9 protein-coding genes, 2 tRNA genes and 2 rRNA genes are annotated in these 17,071 nt (G+C 39.8%); 8 read left to right on the top strand and 5 right to left on the bottom strand.

All coding sequences use genetic code 11. The annotated features are described in order from the left end of the window. Positions 1–46: 46 nt before the first annotated feature. The 5 genes from OLM58_RS12700 to OLM58_RS12680 form a co-directional block, all read right to left on the bottom strand. Positions 47–2,927: ribosomal RNA gene (locus OLM58_RS12700) — 23S ribosomal RNA — on the bottom strand. A gap of 195 nt (positions 2,928–3,122) precedes the next feature. Next, a tRNA-Ala gene (locus tag OLM58_RS12695) sits at positions 3,123–3,196 on the bottom strand. 152 nt (positions 3,197–3,348) lie between these two features. Further along, positions 3,349–3,422, bottom strand: a tRNA-Ile gene (locus OLM58_RS12690). A 125-nt stretch (positions 3,423–3,547) separates the two neighbouring features. Next, a 16S ribosomal RNA gene (locus OLM58_RS12685) occupies positions 3,548–5,061 on the bottom strand. The 16S and 23S rRNA genes sit together here with 2 tRNA genes alongside, the layout of an rRNA operon. A 1,035-nt stretch (positions 5,062–6,096) precedes the next feature. Further along, positions 6,097–7,101 (bottom strand): LLM class flavin-dependent oxidoreductase, encoded by a 1,005-nt coding sequence (locus OLM58_RS12680; protein ID WP_264529183.1) that lies wholly within the window; start codon positions 7,099–7,101, stop codon positions 6,097–6,099. Positions 7,102–7,539: 438 nt separating this feature from the next. Between OLM58_RS12680 and OLM58_RS12675 the strand changes: the two genes are divergently transcribed. From OLM58_RS12675 to OLM58_RS12640, 8 genes are all read left to right on the top strand, one after another. Beyond that, complete coding sequence (locus tag OLM58_RS12675; protein ID WP_264529182.1) at positions 7,540–8,883, top strand: sigma-54-dependent transcriptional regulator; 1,344 nt, start codon at positions 7,540–7,542, stop codon at positions 8,881–8,883. Between the two features lie 293 nt (positions 8,884–9,176). Further along, positions 9,177–9,458 (top strand): hypothetical protein, encoded by a 282-nt coding sequence (locus OLM58_RS12670; RefSeq protein WP_070905468.1) that lies wholly within the window; start codon positions 9,177–9,179, stop codon positions 9,456–9,458. Positions 9,459–9,652: 194 nt separating this feature from the next. After that, a complete protein-coding gene (gene kdpF, locus OLM58_RS12665) occupies positions 9,653–9,730 on the top strand; it encodes a K(+)-transporting ATPase subunit F (protein ID WP_072975519.1) in 78 nt (25 codons plus the stop codon). A gap of 130 nt (positions 9,731–9,860) precedes the next feature. After that, positions 9,861–11,579 (top strand): potassium-transporting ATPase subunit KdpA, encoded by a 1,719-nt coding sequence (gene kdpA / locus OLM58_RS12660; RefSeq protein ID WP_264529181.1) that lies wholly within the window; start codon positions 9,861–9,863, stop codon positions 11,577–11,579. 106 nt (positions 11,580–11,685) lie between these two features. Then, positions 11,686–13,719: a potassium-transporting ATPase subunit KdpB gene (gene kdpB / locus OLM58_RS12655; protein ID WP_264529180.1), complete on the top strand. Its 2,034-nt coding sequence runs from the start codon at positions 11,686–11,688 to the stop codon at positions 13,717–13,719. Between the two features lie 96 nt (positions 13,720–13,815). Then, positions 13,816–14,367: a K(+)-transporting ATPase subunit C gene (locus OLM58_RS12650; protein WP_264529179.1), complete on the top strand. Its 552-nt coding sequence runs from the start codon at positions 13,816–13,818 to the stop codon at positions 14,365–14,367. A gap of 384 nt (positions 14,368–14,751) precedes the next feature. Beyond that, a complete protein-coding gene (locus tag OLM58_RS12645; protein ID WP_264529178.1) occupies positions 14,752–15,828 on the top strand; it encodes a porin in 1,077 nt (358 codons plus the stop codon). A gap of 79 nt (positions 15,829–15,907) precedes the next feature. Further along, on the top strand, positions 15,908–17,029 hold the full coding sequence (locus OLM58_RS12640; protein WP_202702665.1) for a universal stress protein: 1,122 nt from the start codon (positions 15,908–15,910) through the stop codon (positions 17,027–17,029). The last annotated feature ends 42 nt before the right edge of the window (positions 17,030–17,071 follow it).

Here is a 17,071-nt window from a genome sequence, read left to right as displayed (position 1 = left end):
TTAAGAAAGTTTCCTCCCTCTCGTCTGGGACGAGAGGGAAAAGGGTGTACATAAGCTTACGGATTATTAGTACTACTCGACTATGACATTACTGCCTTTACATCTATAGCCTATCAACGTGGTCATCTTCCACGATCCTTAAAAGAAATCTCATCTTGTGGTGGGTTTCGCGCTTATATGCTTTCAGCGCTTATCCCTTCCAAACGTAGCTACTCTGCGGTGCCCCTGGCGGGACAACAGATACACTAGAGGTTTGTCCAATTCGGTCCTCTCGTACTAGAATCAGATCCACTCAAATTTCTAACGCCCACAGTAGATAGAGACCGAACTGTCTCACGACGTTCTGAACCCAGCTCGCGTGCCACTTTAATGGGCGAACAGCCCAACCCTTGGGACCTTCTCCAGCCCCAGGATGTGACGAGCCGACATCGAGGTGCCAAACCCCCCCGTCGATATGAGCTCTTGGGGGAGATCAGCCTGTTATCCCCGGCGTACCTTTTATCCTTTGAGCGATGGCCCTTCCATGCGGAACCACCGGATCACTATGCTCTACTTTCGTACCTGATCGACCTGTATGTCTCTCAGTCAAGCTCCCTTATGCCATTGCACTCTACGCACGGTTACCAAGCGTACTGAGGGAACCTTTAGAAGCCTCCGTTACTCTTTTGGAGGCGACCACCCCAGTCAAACTACCCACCAAGCACTGTCCTCTTCATCGAAGAGTTAGGCCTCAGATAAACAAAGGGTTGTATTTCAACAATGACTCCACAACGCCTGGCGACGCCACTTCAAAGTCTCCAACCTATCCTACACATCATTTATCCAAGGTCAATACTAAGCTATAGTAAAGGTGCACAGGGTCTTTTCGTCCCACTGCGGGTAAACGGCATCTTCACCGTTACTACAATTTCACCGAGCTCATGGCTGAGACAGTGTCCAGATCGTTACACCATTCGTGCAGGTCGGAACTTACCCGACAAGGAATTTCGCTACCTTAGGACCGTTATAGTTACGGCCGCCGTTTACTGGGGCTTCAATTCAATGCTTCTCCGAAGATAACATCTCCTCTTAACCTTCCAGCACCGGGCAGGTGTCAGGCCCTATACTTCATCTTACGATTTTGCAGAGCCCTGTGTTTTTGATAAACAGTCGCCTGGACCTCTTCACTGCGGCCCCCATTGCTGGGGGCGACCTTTCTCCCGAAGTTACAGGTCTATTTTGCCTAATTCCTTAGCCATGAATCTCTCGAGCACCTTAGGATTCTCTCCTCAACTACCTGTGTCGGTTTACGGTACTGGTACTAATTACCTGAAGTTTAGAGGTTTTTCTTGGAAGCCCTTAGGCGCACTATCTCTTTGTCCGAAGACTCCGAGTACTATCGTATTTCACCATTCTCTACGGATTTGCCTATAGAGAATATAGCTAGGTACTTCAACGAACTATTCCGTCAGTTCGCGGCGCTTTCATCACTCCGTCACCCCATCACAGTAATTAGTAGTACGGGAATATTAACCCGTTGGCCATCGACTGTCCCTTTCGGGTTCGCCTTAGGACCAGACTAACCCACAGCTGATTAGCATAGCTGTGGAAACCTTAGTTTTTCGGTGTGCGGGTTTCTCGCCCGCATTATCGTTACTTATGCCTACATTTTCTTTTCCAGCCAGTCCAGCATACCTTACGATACACCTTCAACCCTGCTGGAATGCTCCCCTACCACTTTGTATTACTACAAAATCCATAGCTTCGGTAATATGCTTATGCCCGATTATTATCCATGCTCGTCCGCTCGACTAGTGAGCTGTTACGCACTCTTTAAATGAATGGCTGCTTCCAAGCCAACATCCTAGCTGTCTGGGCAGACAAACCTCGTTCTTTCAACTTAGCATATATTTGGGGACCTTAGCTGATGGTCTGGGTTCTTTCCCTCTCGGACTTGGACCTTAGCACCCAAGCCCTCACTGTTATCAATCATTATATAGCATTCGGAGTTTGTCAGGAATTGGTAGGCGGTGAAGCCCCCGCATCCAATCAGTAGCTCTACCTCTATATAACTAAAATAACGCTGCACCTAAATGCATTTCGGGGAGTACGAGCTATTTCCGAGTTTGATTGGCCTTTCACCCCTACCCACAGGTCATCCGAAGACTTTTCAACGTCAACCGGTTCGGACCTCCACACTGTGTTACCAGCGCTTCATCCTGCCCATGGGTAGATCACACGGTTTCGCGTCTAACACTACTGACTAAAGCGCCCTATTCAGACTCGCTTTCGCTACGGATCCGTGACTTAATCACTTAACCTTGCCAGCAACGTTAACTCGTAGGCTCATTATGCAAAAGGCACGCCGTCACCCCACTTAAGGGCTCCGACCGCTTGTAAGCGTATGGTTTCAGGATCTATTTCACTCCGTTATTCACGGTTCTTTTCACCTTTCCCTCACGGTACTGGTTCACTATCGGTCTCTCAGGAGTATTTAGCCTTAGCGGATGGTCCCGCCAAATTCAGACAGGGTTTCACGTGCCCCGCCCTACTCAGGATACCACTATCTATTATACTTGTTACCCATACGAGGCTATCACTCTCTTTGGCTCGACTTTCCAGTCGATTCTGGTTCCTTGTACATAAAATATCGTGGTCCTACAACCCCAACAATGCCGTAACATCATTGGTTTGGGCTAATCCGCGTTCGCTCGCCACTACTTACGGAATCACTTTTGTTTTCTTCTCCTCCGCCTACTTAGATGTTTCAGTTCAGCGGGTTTGCCCACCTATCGGTGTACTATGTCTTCAACATAGTGGGTTGCCCCATTCGGATATCTACGGATCAATCGATGTGTGCTCGTCCCCGTAGCTTTTCGCAGCTTATCACGTCCTTCTTCGCCTCTGAGAGCCTAGGCATCCCCCATACGCCCTTATTTTGCTTATTGTACCAATCTTGTTAATTAAAACAAGACCGTTTTTTTTTGTCTTTTATTATTACTAATAAAAAACGCTTTCTACTTTCTTATTATTTTCTTATCTCAATATGTCAATGAACTTTTATCAATTAGATAATACAGTAATTAGTCAATTTGATAATTAATTATCTCATATTCTAATTGGCTAATTATCTAATTAACCAGTGGAGAATAACGGAGTCGAACCGTTGACCTCCTGCGTGCAAGGCAGGCGCTCTAGCCAGCTGAGCTAATCCCCCATTTCTTTAGTGATGAGTTATTAGTTATGAGTTATGCTCATAAGCTCTCAACCTCTAAAATTTCCTTGTAAATTAAGCTTTCAGTCTTTCTTAGTTGATCTTTCTTTTTATAACTTATAATTTATAACTCATAATTCAAAACTCTAAAAAAGTAGTCCCGGGCAGACTCGAACTGCCGACCCCTACATTATCAGTGTAGTACTCTAACCAGCTGAGCTACGAGACTCTGTTTTTACTTAATTCTTTCATTTTTTTAAATTAACAGCAAGAGTAATACAATCTCCAATTCAGAGACCCATAAATAGTCATCTTTTTTCCTTAACGTGCACTAGGCTAACATTAAGGCTCTAGAAAGGAGGTGTTCCAGCCGCACCTTCCGGTACGGCTACCTTGTTACGACTTAGCCCTAGTTACCAGTTTTACCCTAGGCAGCTCCTTGCGGTCACCGACTTCAGGCACCCCCAGCTTCCATGGCTTGACGGGCGGTGTGTACAAGGCCCGGGAACGTATTCACCGGATCATGGCTGATATCCGATTACTAGCGATTCCAGCTTCACGGAGTCGAGTTGCAGACTCCGATCCGAACTGTGACCGGTTTTATAGATTCGCTCCTGGTCGCCCAGTGGCTGCTCTCTGTACCGGCCATTGTAGCACGTGTGTAGCCCAAGGCGTAAGGGCCGTGATGATTTGACGTCATCCCCACCTTCCTCACAGTTTGCACTGGCAGTCTTGTTAGAGTTCCCGACTTGACTCGCTGGCAACTAACAACAGGGGTTGCGCTCGTTATAGGACTTAACCTGACACCTCACGGCACGAGCTGACGACAACCATGCAGCACCTTGTAATTTGTCTTGCGAAAGATCTGTTTCCAAACCGGTCAAACTACATTTAAGCCTTGGTAAGGTTCCTCGCGTATCATCGAATTAAACCACATGCTCCACCGCTTGTGCGGGCCCCCGTCAATTCCTTTGAGTTTCATTCTTGCGAACGTACTCCCCAGGTGGGATACTTATCACTTTCGCTTAGCCACTGAACTTGCGCCCAACAGCTAGTATCCATCGTTTACGGCGTGGACTACCAGGGTATCTAATCCTGTTCGCTACCCACGCTTTCGTCCATCAGCGTCAATCCATTAGTAGTAACCTGCCTTCGCAATTGGTATTCCATGTAATCTCTAAGCATTTCACCGCTACACTACATATTCTAGTTACTTCCTAATAATTCAAGTTTAGCAGTATCAATGGCCGTTCCACCGTTGAGCGATGGGCTTTCACCACTGACTTACTAAACCGCCTACGGACCCTTTAAACCCAATGATTCCGGATAACGCTTGGATCCTCCGTATTACCGCGGCTGCTGGCACGGAGTTAGCCGATCCTTATTCTTACGATACCGTCAAGCTCCTTCACGAAGGAGTGTTTCTTCTCGTACAAAAGCAGTTTACAATCCATAGGACCGTCATCCTGCACGCGGCATGGCTGGATCAGGCTTGCGCCCATTGTCCAATATTCCTCACTGCTGCCTCCCGTAGGAGTCTGGTCCGTGTCTCAGTACCAGTGTGGGGGATCTCCCTCTCAGGACCCCTACCCATCGTAGCCTTGGTAAGCCGTTACCTTACCAACTAGCTAATGGGACGCATGCTCATCTTTTACCGTTGTGACTTTAATAGTATCTCGATGCCGAGTCACTATACTATGAGGTATTAATCCAAATTTCTCTGGGCTATCCCTCTGTAAAAGGTAGATTGCATACGCGTTACGCACCCGTGCGCCGGTCTCTATATCCGAAGACATATACCCCTCGACTTGCATGTGTTAAGCCTGCCGCTAGCGTTCATCCTGAGCCAGGATCAAACTCTTCATCGTATATTTTTTATATTATATTGCGATGAATATCTATCGGTTCTTTTCGAATCTTACGATTCTATTACTCTTATTCTTTTGTTCCGATTTTCATCGAAACGGCTGTCAATTCAATATGTCTACGAACGTATTCTTTTTTCTTAATCTCGCTTGTTTCTCAAAGCGGGTGCAAAAGTAGAAAACTTATTTCTAATCGGCAAGAGTTTTTTGAAGTTTTTTTTTTAGAAAATTTCTTTTCTTTTTTAACTCCTCTCCTTACCAATCTTTCAATGAACTTCCCTTGTTTTGCGGGGTGCAAACTTAAAACTTTCTTTCTTTACTCACAAGCTTTTTTTAATCTTTTTTGAAAATAAATTTTCATTTTGATTCCTTTAGCTTGTCAGTATTTCTGTGAACGTTTATCGCTGTTGCGGGTGCAAAAGTAGTCACTTTATCCGCTTTCACAAGCTTTTTCTAAACTTATTTTTAATCTTTTTTAAAACTTTTTCTTAACACTCTGACAACACCTCTTTTACAAATTAAACTATTTCTGTATTTGAAAGATTTTTCTTTAATGAATTAGATTCAATACTACAACTACCCTTGAAACATCCCTATTTTACCACTCTCGCAAAGATGCCAAGACGCGAAGTTTTTGCTTTATGACCGATCTTTCCTTTGAAAACCCATGCCCTAGCCCCGATAGAAGTGGAAATCCTTTTGATTTTTCCTTTAAAAAGCAAAAGATTGCAGCGGATAGCGGGATAAAGCTTCGACTTCGCTCAGCTGGACAGAAACTGCTTTTCTTGCATTTTCGCTCAGCTGGACAGAAAAACTACTCTTATATATAGTATAGAATCTCAAATTCAAAATTCAAAACCTGAAAGCTTCGACTTCGCTCAGCTGGACAGAAACTACTTTTCTTGCATTTTCGCTCAGCCAAACAGAAGCAATCCTTAATATATAGGTAGTAAAAAACAAACCCGACAGGTTCTGAAAATCTGTCGGGTTGTAAACTATATAGACACAATAAACAAATCTACTATTACATATATATAGTTATTTATTTAGGCTATCGATAACTTCCTTTGTAATTTGAATACTTTTAAGTTTAGCCTGACGATCGAATATCGGACTGGTTACCATTAACTCGTCGATCTGTGCATAATTGATAAACTTTTTAAGATCTGCCTCCAGCTGTATTTGATCTCCTGTAAAAGTACAAGCTGTCATTTGATTCACATGGAAGCGTTCTTCTTCACTCATAATATCATCAAGGGAATCTACAGGTGGCTGTAATCCTTTGCGGTCGTTTCGAATTAAATTTAAAAACATCTGATAGAGACTTGTAGACAATCTTTCGGCTTCTTCGTTGGTATCTGCGGCAACGATATTGACACACGCCATGGTTTTGGGTTTATCCAACGTATCTGATGCCTGAAAATTTTCACGATAGAATTCAAATGCCTGTATCATTTGTCGCGGAGCAAAATGCCCGGCAAACGCATAAGGCAATCCGTAAGCAGCAGCCAGGGCAGCACTATCCATACTTGAACCTAAAATCCAGATAGGAACATTTGTTCCTTCGGCCGGGAATGCTCGTACTTTTGCTGTTGCATTTTCTACCGAGAAGTAATCCTGAAGTTTGGTTACGTTTTGCGGAAACCGCTGTGCCTGTTCAAAGAAATCTTTTCGAATAGCTTCAGCTGTTGGTTGATCTGTACCGGGCGCTCTTCCTAAGCCTAAATCGATTCTACCCGGATAAAGTATTTCCAAGGTTCCGAATTGCTCTGCTACTATTAAAGGAGAATGATTGGGCAGCATGATTCCACCGGAACCTACCCGAATATTTTGAGTCTGACTGGCAATGTAACCAATTAATACCACCGTAGCCGAACTGGCAACATGTGACATATTGTGATGTTCTGCAAGCCAGAATCGCTTGTATCCTAAATTATCTGCTAGTTGCGCTATTTCTTTTGTTTTTTGAAATGTTTCTTTGGCATTGCTATCCTGAGTGATGATAGCGAGCTCTAATAATGAGACTGAAATTGGGTTTTTCATATAAAAAAATGCTAGAATACAAAACTACTTCATTTACATGGATACCTTTTGCTTTCTGTTGTTAATAGATTTATAATATTTCTTTCGTAAGAACAGAACACTATAATAAATACAATTTTCAATAATCTCTTAGCATAATTGCTTTTAACTAATAGAGACATAGATTCTATATTTATAAAAAACATTTCACTTCATACAGGAATATCACAAAAGATTTATATTTCGCTCCTCTGGAGCTTTTAATACCTGAAATTTACATTTGCTAAAAACATTTTGCTCTGCCGGAGCAATTTCAGAAAAAACAGGACGCTTTACTTTTTAAACCTAAATTTAACCCTCCATTTTTTCTTCAAATTTATCCCACAATACGTAAGCCAAAAGATTTAAAGAGTAAATTTGTATCTCGAAATTAACTCCCCGCTTTAACAATATCCCCAAATGACACATAAAATTTTAATTATAGACGACGAAGAAAAACTAAGAAGTCTGCTTGCACGCATTATTAAATCGGAAGGATTTGAAGTGATTGAAGCCAAAGATTTAAAATCGGGTTTTAAAAAACTCGAACAAACTGATATTGATGTCGTTTTATGTGATGTAAAATTGCCTGACGGAAATGGCGTTGACTTTTTGCAAAATATAAAAACCAGCTTTCCTTTAATTGAAGTGATTTTACTTACCGCTTTCGGGAATATTCCGGATGGTGTTCAGGCCATGAAAAATGGCGCTTTCGATTATATTGTAAAGGGTGACGATAATGATAAAATTATTCCACTACTCTATAAAGCTGTCGAAAAAGTACATTTGCAAAAAAAGGTAAAACAGCTTGAAAAACGCATCGGAGATAAATACTCTTTCAGTACCATCATAGGAAAATCGAAAGGAATTGAACAGGTGATCGATTTAGCCAAAAAAGTAGCTAAAACAGACTCGACTGTTTTGCTAACCGGAGAAACCGGCACAGGAAAAGAGGTTTTTGCGCAAGCTATTCACGAAAACAGTAATCGTACAGGTAAATCTTTTGTGGCTCTAAACTGCAGTACTTTCAGCAAAGAAATTCTCGAAAGTGAGCTCTTCGGACATAAACAAGGTGCTTTTACGGGAGCCTTAAAAGATAAAAAAGGTTTTATCGAAGAGGCCAATGGCGGTACTTTATTTTTGGATGAGATTGGGGAAATGCCTATTGAACTGCAGGCCAAATTATTACGTGTTTTAGAAACCAGCGAGTACATTCCGCTTGGAGATACCACTCCAAAGAAATCAAATTTCAGACTGATTGCCGCAACAAACAGAGATTTAAAAGCAGAAAGCGAAGAACACCGTTTTCGTTCGGATTTGTATTTCCGTCTAAACATTTTTGAGATTACACTTCCACCTTTGCGTGAAAGAATAAAAGATATTGCGCTTTTAACACATACTTTTGTCAAACAATTCTCTGAGAAAACGAATAAAAAGACACTACAAATAAGTGATGATTTTATCCAAAAATTAGAACATTATTCCTGGCCGGGAAATATTCGTGAACTTAAGAACATTATCGAAAGGTCGGTTATTCTAAGCAGTAACGATACACTGACCTCAGCTGTTTTACCATACGAAATGCAGCAGGAAACAGAGAAAAACACTAAGCAAATGTCGGCCTTTTCGATGCAGAGTATTGAAAAACTGCACATTCAGAAGGTTTTAAATTATACCAAAGGGAATAAGGCCGAAACTGCCCGTTTACTCGAAATTGGCATTGCAACTTTGTACCGAAAATTAGACGAGTATGGGATTCAGTAGTAATGTGACAATGTGATAATGTGAAATGCGATTTGTGAAATTCTGACCTTTTACTTTTTAAATATCCTATTTCACCTTTTACCTTTCACATCTTACTTTTTACTTTTCACACTTCACAAGCAACTTAAAATTTCCTTATCATTTCAATAAAAGCTTATCATTTTGATAGGCTTTTTTTATGCCTCATTTTTGGCACAAACCCGCAATTCGTTTATCAGCAACACCTTACCTATTCCTTTACAATTTAGGTCTGACTTTTGGCATAAGTGGGAAGAACACAAAAATTCATTCTCATGAAAAATCAAGTCACTTCAATCTACAAACAAGCAGAACGCTTTGCTGAGATAACCAAAAAATCAATTATATCCGGCAATATTGTTCGGGCAAAAAAATGTCTTGCACTTGCTGAACGCCTATTCATCAGCGGAAGTTTCGAAACTAAAAACGCCATTTCAAATGTGTATGTTTTCTCTGTTTCTTCTTTTATGGAAATGCGTCACTGCAATATTTCACATCTTTTTCCACAAACGCTTAGAGCAGAATATATCAGACAAATTAATACTTCAGGAGTCTGATTTCAGCAAAATGTAAAAAGTAAGATGTGAACTGTAAAATGAAATCATACTTGCAACTAACATTTCACATATCACAAATAACAAATCTAATAATCCAATAATCTATGTTAATCACCTTTCTTTTACTCGCACTGGGTTCCCTGCTCTTTGGCATCTGTTTCAAATCTGTTGAATTTTTTGAAAAAATCTAAATCATGACAGCACTATTTATTATTTCGATCGCCGTTTTTGGCTATTTGGTTTACGTATTAATTAAACCCGAAAAATTCTAAAAAAATGAAAAAGTCACAATCCAAAAAAATATTTCTGGTATCTGTTTACATGGCTTGGACATTAGCCTTTATCATACTCATCATGTATTTGTAAAAGCTTAAACTTTATTTAATTTCTAACAAACAAAATATGAATACAGAATTATTAGGTGTCATTGGTATTTTTATCATCACGATAGTTTTAGCCATTCCAATAGGAAAATATATTGCTAAAGTTTATTTAGGTGACAAAACACTTTTTGACCCGATTTTCAATCCAATTGAAAAAATTATCTTTAAAATTAGTGGTATCAATTCCACTGAAGAAATGAACTGGAAACAACACTTAAAAGCTCTTTTAGGTATTAACATGATTTGGTTCTTTCTTTGCTTCTTTATTTTATTGTTCCAGGGATCATTATTTTTAAATCCCGATAACAACCCGTCGATGAGTCCGGATCTGGCTTTTAATACTGCCATTTCATTTGTTGTCAATTGTAATTTACAGCATTATTCAGGAGAGAGCGGTGTTTCTTATCTGTCACAAATGTTCCTAATGTTTCTTCAATTTGTCTCTGCGGGTGTAGGACTGGCCGCAGCTGCAATGGTTTTCACTGCAATGAAGGAAAGAACAACTGAAAAACTGGGTAACTTTTATAATTATTTCATCAAAAGCTGTACGCGTATTTTATTGCCTCTTTCGGCTATTGTAGCAGTTGCTCTATTGTTTAGTGGAACTCCTATGACGTTTGAAGGAAAAGATGCTATTACAACTTTACAAGGTGACCAGGTAGAAGTTTCCCGCGGACCTGCTGCTGCCTTTATTGCGATTAAACATATTGGTACAAACGGTGGTGGATTCTTTGGAGCCAATTCATCACATCCGCTGGAAAACCCAACCTATTTTAGTAATGCGGTTGAGTTATGGGCACAATTGATTGTTCCGTTTGCCATGATTTTTGCTTTAGGTTTTTATCTGAAAAAAAGAAAATTATCTTATGTTATTTTTGGCGTTATGACGGTGGGATTCCTCTTGCTTGTTATCCCAACAGTAATGAGCGAAATAAACGGAAATCCAGCCATCGAAAAAATGGGAATCGCTCAGACAACCGGAGCAATGGAAGGAAAAGAGGTTCGTTTAGGACCAGCCATTTCAGGTTTCTGGAGTATTGCTACAACAGTAATTTCTACAGGTTCTGTAAATAGCATGCACGACAGTTCGATGCCGGTTTCAGGAGCTATGGAATTGCTTGCCATGATGGTAAATGCCTTCTACGGTGGTTGTGGTGTTGGTATTCTGAACTTCTATATCTTCATTATTCTTGCTGTATTTATCTCGGGATTGATGGTAGGACGAACTCCTGAATTTTTAGGAAAGAAAATCGAAGCCCGCGAAGTTAAGATCGCTGCTTTTATTGCGATTCTACACCCATTATTGATCTTATCCGGAACTGCTTTAGCTTCTTATTTTGCAGCCAATGACACTGCAATGGGATGGTGGTTTAGCGGAAACGCAACAGGCTGGCTTAACAATCCGGGACATCACGGATTCTCAGAAATGTTATACGAGTATACTTCAAGTGCAGCCAACAATGGTTCGGGTTTTGAAGGTTTGGGAGATAATAATCCGTTTTGGAATATCACTACAGGAATTGTTTTATTGTTAAGCCGTTTTATTCCAATCGTTGGCCCATTGGCTATCGCAGGTTTACTGGCAGGTAAAAAATACATTCCGGAAAGTGCAGGAACTTTAAAAACGGATACTACAATTTTTGGAATAATGGTTTTTGCCGTAATCGCAATTATTGCTGCTTTATCATTCTTCCCAGCGTTGGCTCTAGGTCCATTGGCAGAATACTTTACAATGTAAAAAATGTGACATATAAGGTGTGAAATGAAATCGTATTCACAATTATCATTTTACATCTTACATCTCACAAATAACATTTCACAAATAACATTTTACACAAAGAAAAATGACTCATAATAAATCCACATCATTGTTTGAAAGCAAACAGGTAAAAGAAGCCTTGGTGCAGTCTTTTGTAAAGCTTAATCCAAAATTGATGATCAAAAATCCGGTAATGTTTACCGTAGAAATAGGAACCGCCATTATGTTTGCTGTTTGTGTTTCCATTTTAATGGGAGCTGCAGATCAGGGTAGTTTTATTTACAACTTAATTGTATTTTTAATTTTACTGGCCACTTTATTGTTTGCTAATTTTGCTGAAGCTATTGCTGAAGCCAGAGGAAAAGCACAAGCCGACAGTTTAAGAAAAACACGTGAAGAAACTCCGGCCCGACAAATTTTACCTAACGGAGAAATCAAAAACATCAGTTCTTCTGAATTGAAAAAAGGAGATATCTTCATTTGTGAATCAGGTGATTTAATTGCCACTGACGGTGAAATTATCGAAGGATTGGCTACCATTGACGAAAGTGCCATTACAGGAGAAAGTGCCCCTGTAATTAGAGAAGCCGGAGGTGATAAATCCTCTGTAACCGGTGGAACAAAAGTATTATCAGACAAAATCAAAGTAATTGTAACTTCCGAACCTGGTGAAAGCTTTTTGGACAAAATGATTGCTCTGGTAGAAGGTGCAAGCCGTCAGAAAACACCAAACGAAATTGCTTTGACGATTTTACTGGCTGCCTTTACTTTGATCTTCGTAATTGTTTGTGTGACTTTAAAACCATTCGCAGATTATGCAAATGCACCTATCACAATTGCGGCTTTCATCTCTTTATTTGTCTGTTTAATTCCAACTACAATTGGTGGTTTGCTTTCAGCTATTGGTATCGCGGGTATGGACAGAGCGTTGCGTGCTAACGTTATTACAAAATCAGGAAAAGCAGTTGAAACTGCCGGAGATATCGACGTTTTACTTTTAGATAAAACCGGAACCATTACAATAGGAAACAGAAAAGCAACTAATTTTTATCCTGCAAAAGGAGTTACTCAGGAAGACTTTATAAAATCGGCCGTGCTAAGTTCATTGGCAGATGACACTCCGGAAGGGAAAAGTATCGTAGAATTGGCAGGAGCAGATATTGCCAGTAAATTATCTATTGAAGGTGCTACTTTAATCAAATTTACCGCAGAAACCCGAACTTCCGGAGTTGTTTTAAAAGACGGAACCAATATTAGAAAAGGAGCTCAGGATGCTGCAAAAAACATAGCACTTCAGGCTGGAAACTCTTTCCCGGAAGATATTGCTCAAAAGGTTATTGATATTTCTTCTAAAGGAGGAACGCCATTAGTTGTCATTAAAAACAATGAGGTACAAGGTGTTATCGAATTACAGGATATCATTAAAACGGGAATGAAAGAACGTTTTGACCGTTTGAGAAAAATGGGCGTTAAAACGGTGATGGTAACCGGAGATAATCCGCTTACTGCTAAGTTTATTGCCGAGGCTGCCGGTGTGGATGATTTTATCGCCGAAGCAAAACCTGAGGATAAAATGAACTACATTAAAAACGAGCAAAATCTGGGTAAACTGGTAGCCATGATGGGTGACGGAACCAACGATGCTCCTGCTCTTGCGCAAGCTAACGTGGGTGTTGCCATGAACAGTGGAACACAGGCTGCTAAAGAAGCCGGAAACATGGTGGATCTTGACAATGATCCAACAAAATTAATCGAGATCATCGAAATTGGTAAGCAATTATTAATGACTCGTGGCACGCTGACTACTTTCTCCATTGCCAATGACGTAGCGAAATATTTTGCTATTGTTCCTGCTCTTTTCATCACGGCAATCCCGGCATTGGAAGGTTTAAATATCATGCGTCTGCACAGTCCGGAAAGTGCGATTTTATCGGCTGTAATTTTTAACGCGGTGATTATTCCTATATTGATTCCATTAGCCTTAAGAGGTGTCGATTATAAACCAATCGGAGCAAGTGCGATCTTAAAAAGAAACTTATTGATCTATGGTTTAGGCGGTTTGCTTGTGCCTTTTATCGGAATTAAGTTAATTGATATAGTTGTTGCTCTATTTATGTAAATATGAAGTTACTAAGGGACTAAGCTGCTAAGATTCTGAGTTTTTCCCTTAGCATCTTAGAGACTTAGCGCCTCAGAAACTTAAAAAATAAAAAAAATGAAAAATATACTTTCACTATTAAAACTTACACTGATCACCGTAATTCTGTTTGCCGTTATTTATCCTCTAGCAATCTACGGAATCGCTCAATTTGCTCCAAATCAAGGAAAAGGAGAAACAATCTCGGTTAACGGAAAAGTGGTAGGGTACCAAAAAATTGGTCAGAAATTCGATAAACCCAATTATTTCTGGGGAAGACCTTCGGCAGTAGATTATAATGCTGCCGGAAGTGCGGGAAGCAATAAAGGACCAAGCAATGCGGAATATCTGGCTTTAGTTCAAAAAAGAGTGGATACTTTCTTAATCGTTCATCCCTACCTGAAAAAATCTGAGATTCCTGCAGATATGGTTACAGCTTCGGGAAGCGGTTTAGATCCGAATGTTTCACCACAAGGTGCTTTGATTCAGGTAAAGCGCATTGCCAAAGAAAGAAAACTAGACGAGGCTAAAGTGAAAGCTTTGGTAGAATCTAAAATCAATACCGCTGTTGTGGGACCAGCAACGGTTAATGTTCTGGAACTGAATGTGGCTTTGGATGCTTTAAAATAAGGCTCAAAGATTCAAAGTAACAAAGATTCAGAGATTTTACCAGCGTATTCTTGTCATTTCGACGGAGAAGAAATCTTCGTTGCTGAATCGACAAAGATTGATATTTATTACGGAGTTTCTTGTGAAAATTTCTCCTCCGTCGAAATGACAAACAGAACGTAAAATCAGAATAGAAAATAATTTTAAAAAATACCTAACAGGTTTTAGAAACCTGTTAGGATATAAAATCAATTATAATACAAAACCCCTTTTTGCCCCAAATACCCTAGCCCCGATAGAAACGGAAATCCTTTTGTGTCCACCGCGGAGGACACAAAAGATTGCAGTGGATAGCGGGATTAGCTCCTAAAAAATCTACTAAATAAATAATTGAATACCACAAAAATGAAAAAAACAATACTTACTGCTTTAATCGCTTTTGGTTTTAGCAATTTACACGCTCAGGAAGAATCTAAAAGTCCGTTTACATTTTCAGGATATGTAGACGTTTATTACAGCTATGATTTCGCAAAACCGGATAATCATACTCGTCCGGGATTTATTTACAACTACAATAGAAGTAATGAAATGAACATTAATTTAGGATTGGCAAAAGTAAACTACAGCAAAGGCAATGTTCGCGGAAATTTTGCGCTGATGGCCGGAACTTATGCCGAATACAACCTGGCTGCCGAGCAAGGTTTATTAAAAAATGTATATGAAGCAAATGTGGGAGTGAAGATTTCTTCTTCTCATAATTTATGGGTCGATGCGGGAATTATGCCTTCGCATCTTGGTTTTGAAAGTGCTATTGGAAAAGATTGTCAAAATCTAACCAGAAGCATCTTGGCTGAAAACTCTCCTTATTATGAAACGGGGGTTAAAATTGGCTACACTTCGGAGTCCGGAGAATGGTATTTAGCCGGTATGTATTTGAACGGCTGGCAGCGTATCCAAAAAGTAGAAGGCAATCAAACTCCTGCTTTTGGAACTCAGGTCACTTACAAACCAACGGACAAAGTGGTTTTAAACTGGAGTACTTATGTTGGAAATGAACAACCGGATATCAACAAAAAATGGCGTTACTTTAATAATTTCTACGGACAATTTAAAGTAACGGATAAAACAAATATTACAGCCGGTTTTGATATTGGAACACAACAGTCGGCTAAAAACAGTAACAAATACGACACCTGGTTTTCTCCGATTTTGATTGTTCAATACAAACCTACTGATAAAATCCAGCTGGCAGCCCGAGGTGAATATTATAGTGATGAAAAAGGAGTAATTATTACCACAGAAACTCCAAATGGTTTTAAAACTTACGGATTTTCAGCTAACTTTGATTACTTAGTGACTGACAATGTAATGTTTAGAATAGAAGCAAGAAATCTTTCCAGTAAAGACGAAATATTTACAAAGAACAATCTTCCAACGAATACGAACGCGTTTGTAACGACTTCGCTGGCGATTTCTTTTTAGCTTTAGGCTATAGGCAATAAGCAGTAAGCTTTCGTGCTACTGCTTATTGCCTACTGCTTATTGCTTAAAGCAAAAAAATATGGAAAAAGAAAATAATGCACAGCACTTTCTCGATTTAATTCAGAAATCACGAAAGGGAAAATTCAAAATCTATATCGGAATGAGTGCCGGTGTGGGTAAAACCTATCGGATGCTGCAGGAAGCACATTCACTTTTAAGAAATGGAATTGATGTAAAAATTGGTTACATCGAAACGCACATGCGAAAAGAAACGCATGAGCTTTTATCTGGTTTGCCTGTGATTCCACGGCGAACCATTTTCTATAAAGGGAAAGAGCTGGAAGAACTCGATGTACAGGCAATTATCAACCTTAGACCCGAAGTTGTAATTGTAGATGAACTCGCACACACCAACGTTGAAGGAAGCAAAAATGAAAAACGCTGGCAGGATGTTTTGGAAATTCTCGAAGCCGGAATCAATGTGATATCGGCAGTAAATATTCAACATATTGAAAGTTTAAATGAAGACGTTAAACGCATCACAAGCATTGATGTTCAGGAACGTATTCCGGACAATGTTTTACGATTGGCCGACGAGGTCGTAAACATCGATTTGACTTCTGAAGATTTGATTGCACGTCTAAAAGAAGGAAAAATTTATACAGCAGATAAAATTCAGACCGCTTTGTCTAATTTTTTCAAATCGGAACAAATTTTACAACTGCGCGAATTGGCTTTGAAAGAAGTAGCCAGTCAGGTCGTTCGAAAAGTAGAGAACGAAGTACCTCAACTACATGCTTTAAGACACGAAAAATTACTGGCCTGTATTAGCAGCAACGATAAAACAGCCAAAATTGTAATCAGAAAAGCGGCGCGTCTGGCTAGTTATTACAACGGTTCCTGGTATGTTTTGTATGTAGAAACTCCCAAAGAAAGCAGCACCAAAATTGCATTAGACAAACAACGTTATCTGATCAATAATTTTAAACTGGCTGTACAGCTGGGCGCCGAAGTGATTAAAGTAGAGAATAAAAACATCGCAGATGCTATTTTAATGACTGTTGAAGAAAAACAAATCACAACGGTTTGTATTGGAAAACCACATTTAAATTTATTTAAAGTAATTTTGTCTACAACCATTTTCAGACGTTTGTTAAATAGTCTGTCTTTATCAAATGTGGATCTTGTTATATTATCGTGAAATGTTTTATGTAAAATGTGAGATGTGAGATGTTTTTGTGAA

It is taken from the genome of Flavobacterium sp. N502540 (assembly GCF_025947365.1).
Taxonomy (GTDB): Bacteria; Bacteroidota; Bacteroidia; order Flavobacteriales; family Flavobacteriaceae; genus Flavobacterium.
This window is presented reverse-complemented; position numbering and strand designations above follow the sequence as displayed.

Excerpts from the sequence above, each read along its gene's own strand:
- OLM58_RS12680 (WP_264529183.1), bottom strand. The coding sequence starts at position 7,101 with ATGAAAAACCCAATTTCAGTCTCATTATTAGAGCTCGCTATCATCACT.
- OLM58_RS12675 (WP_264529182.1), top strand. The coding sequence starts at position 7,540 with ATGACACATAAAATTTTAATTATAGACGACGAAGAAAAACTAAGAAGT.
- OLM58_RS12670 (WP_070905468.1), top strand. The coding sequence starts at position 9,177 with ATGAAAAATCAAGTCACTTCAATCTACAAACAAGCAGAACGCTTTGCT.
- kdpF (WP_072975519.1), top strand. The coding sequence starts at position 9,653 with ATGACAGCACTATTTATTATTTCGATCGCCGTTTTTGGCTATTTGGTT.
- kdpA (WP_264529181.1), top strand. The coding sequence starts at position 9,861 with ATGAATACAGAATTATTAGGTGTCATTGGTATTTTTATCATCACGATA.
- kdpB (WP_264529180.1), top strand. The coding sequence starts at position 11,686 with ATGACTCATAATAAATCCACATCATTGTTTGAAAGCAAACAGGTAAAA.
- OLM58_RS12650 (WP_264529179.1), top strand. The coding sequence starts at position 13,816 with ATGAAAAATATACTTTCACTATTAAAACTTACACTGATCACCGTAATT.
- OLM58_RS12645 (WP_264529178.1), top strand. The coding sequence starts at position 14,752 with ATGAAAAAAACAATACTTACTGCTTTAATCGCTTTTGGTTTTAGCAAT.
- OLM58_RS12640 (WP_202702665.1), top strand. The coding sequence starts at position 15,908 with ATGGAAAAAGAAAATAATGCACAGCACTTTCTCGATTTAATTCAGAAA.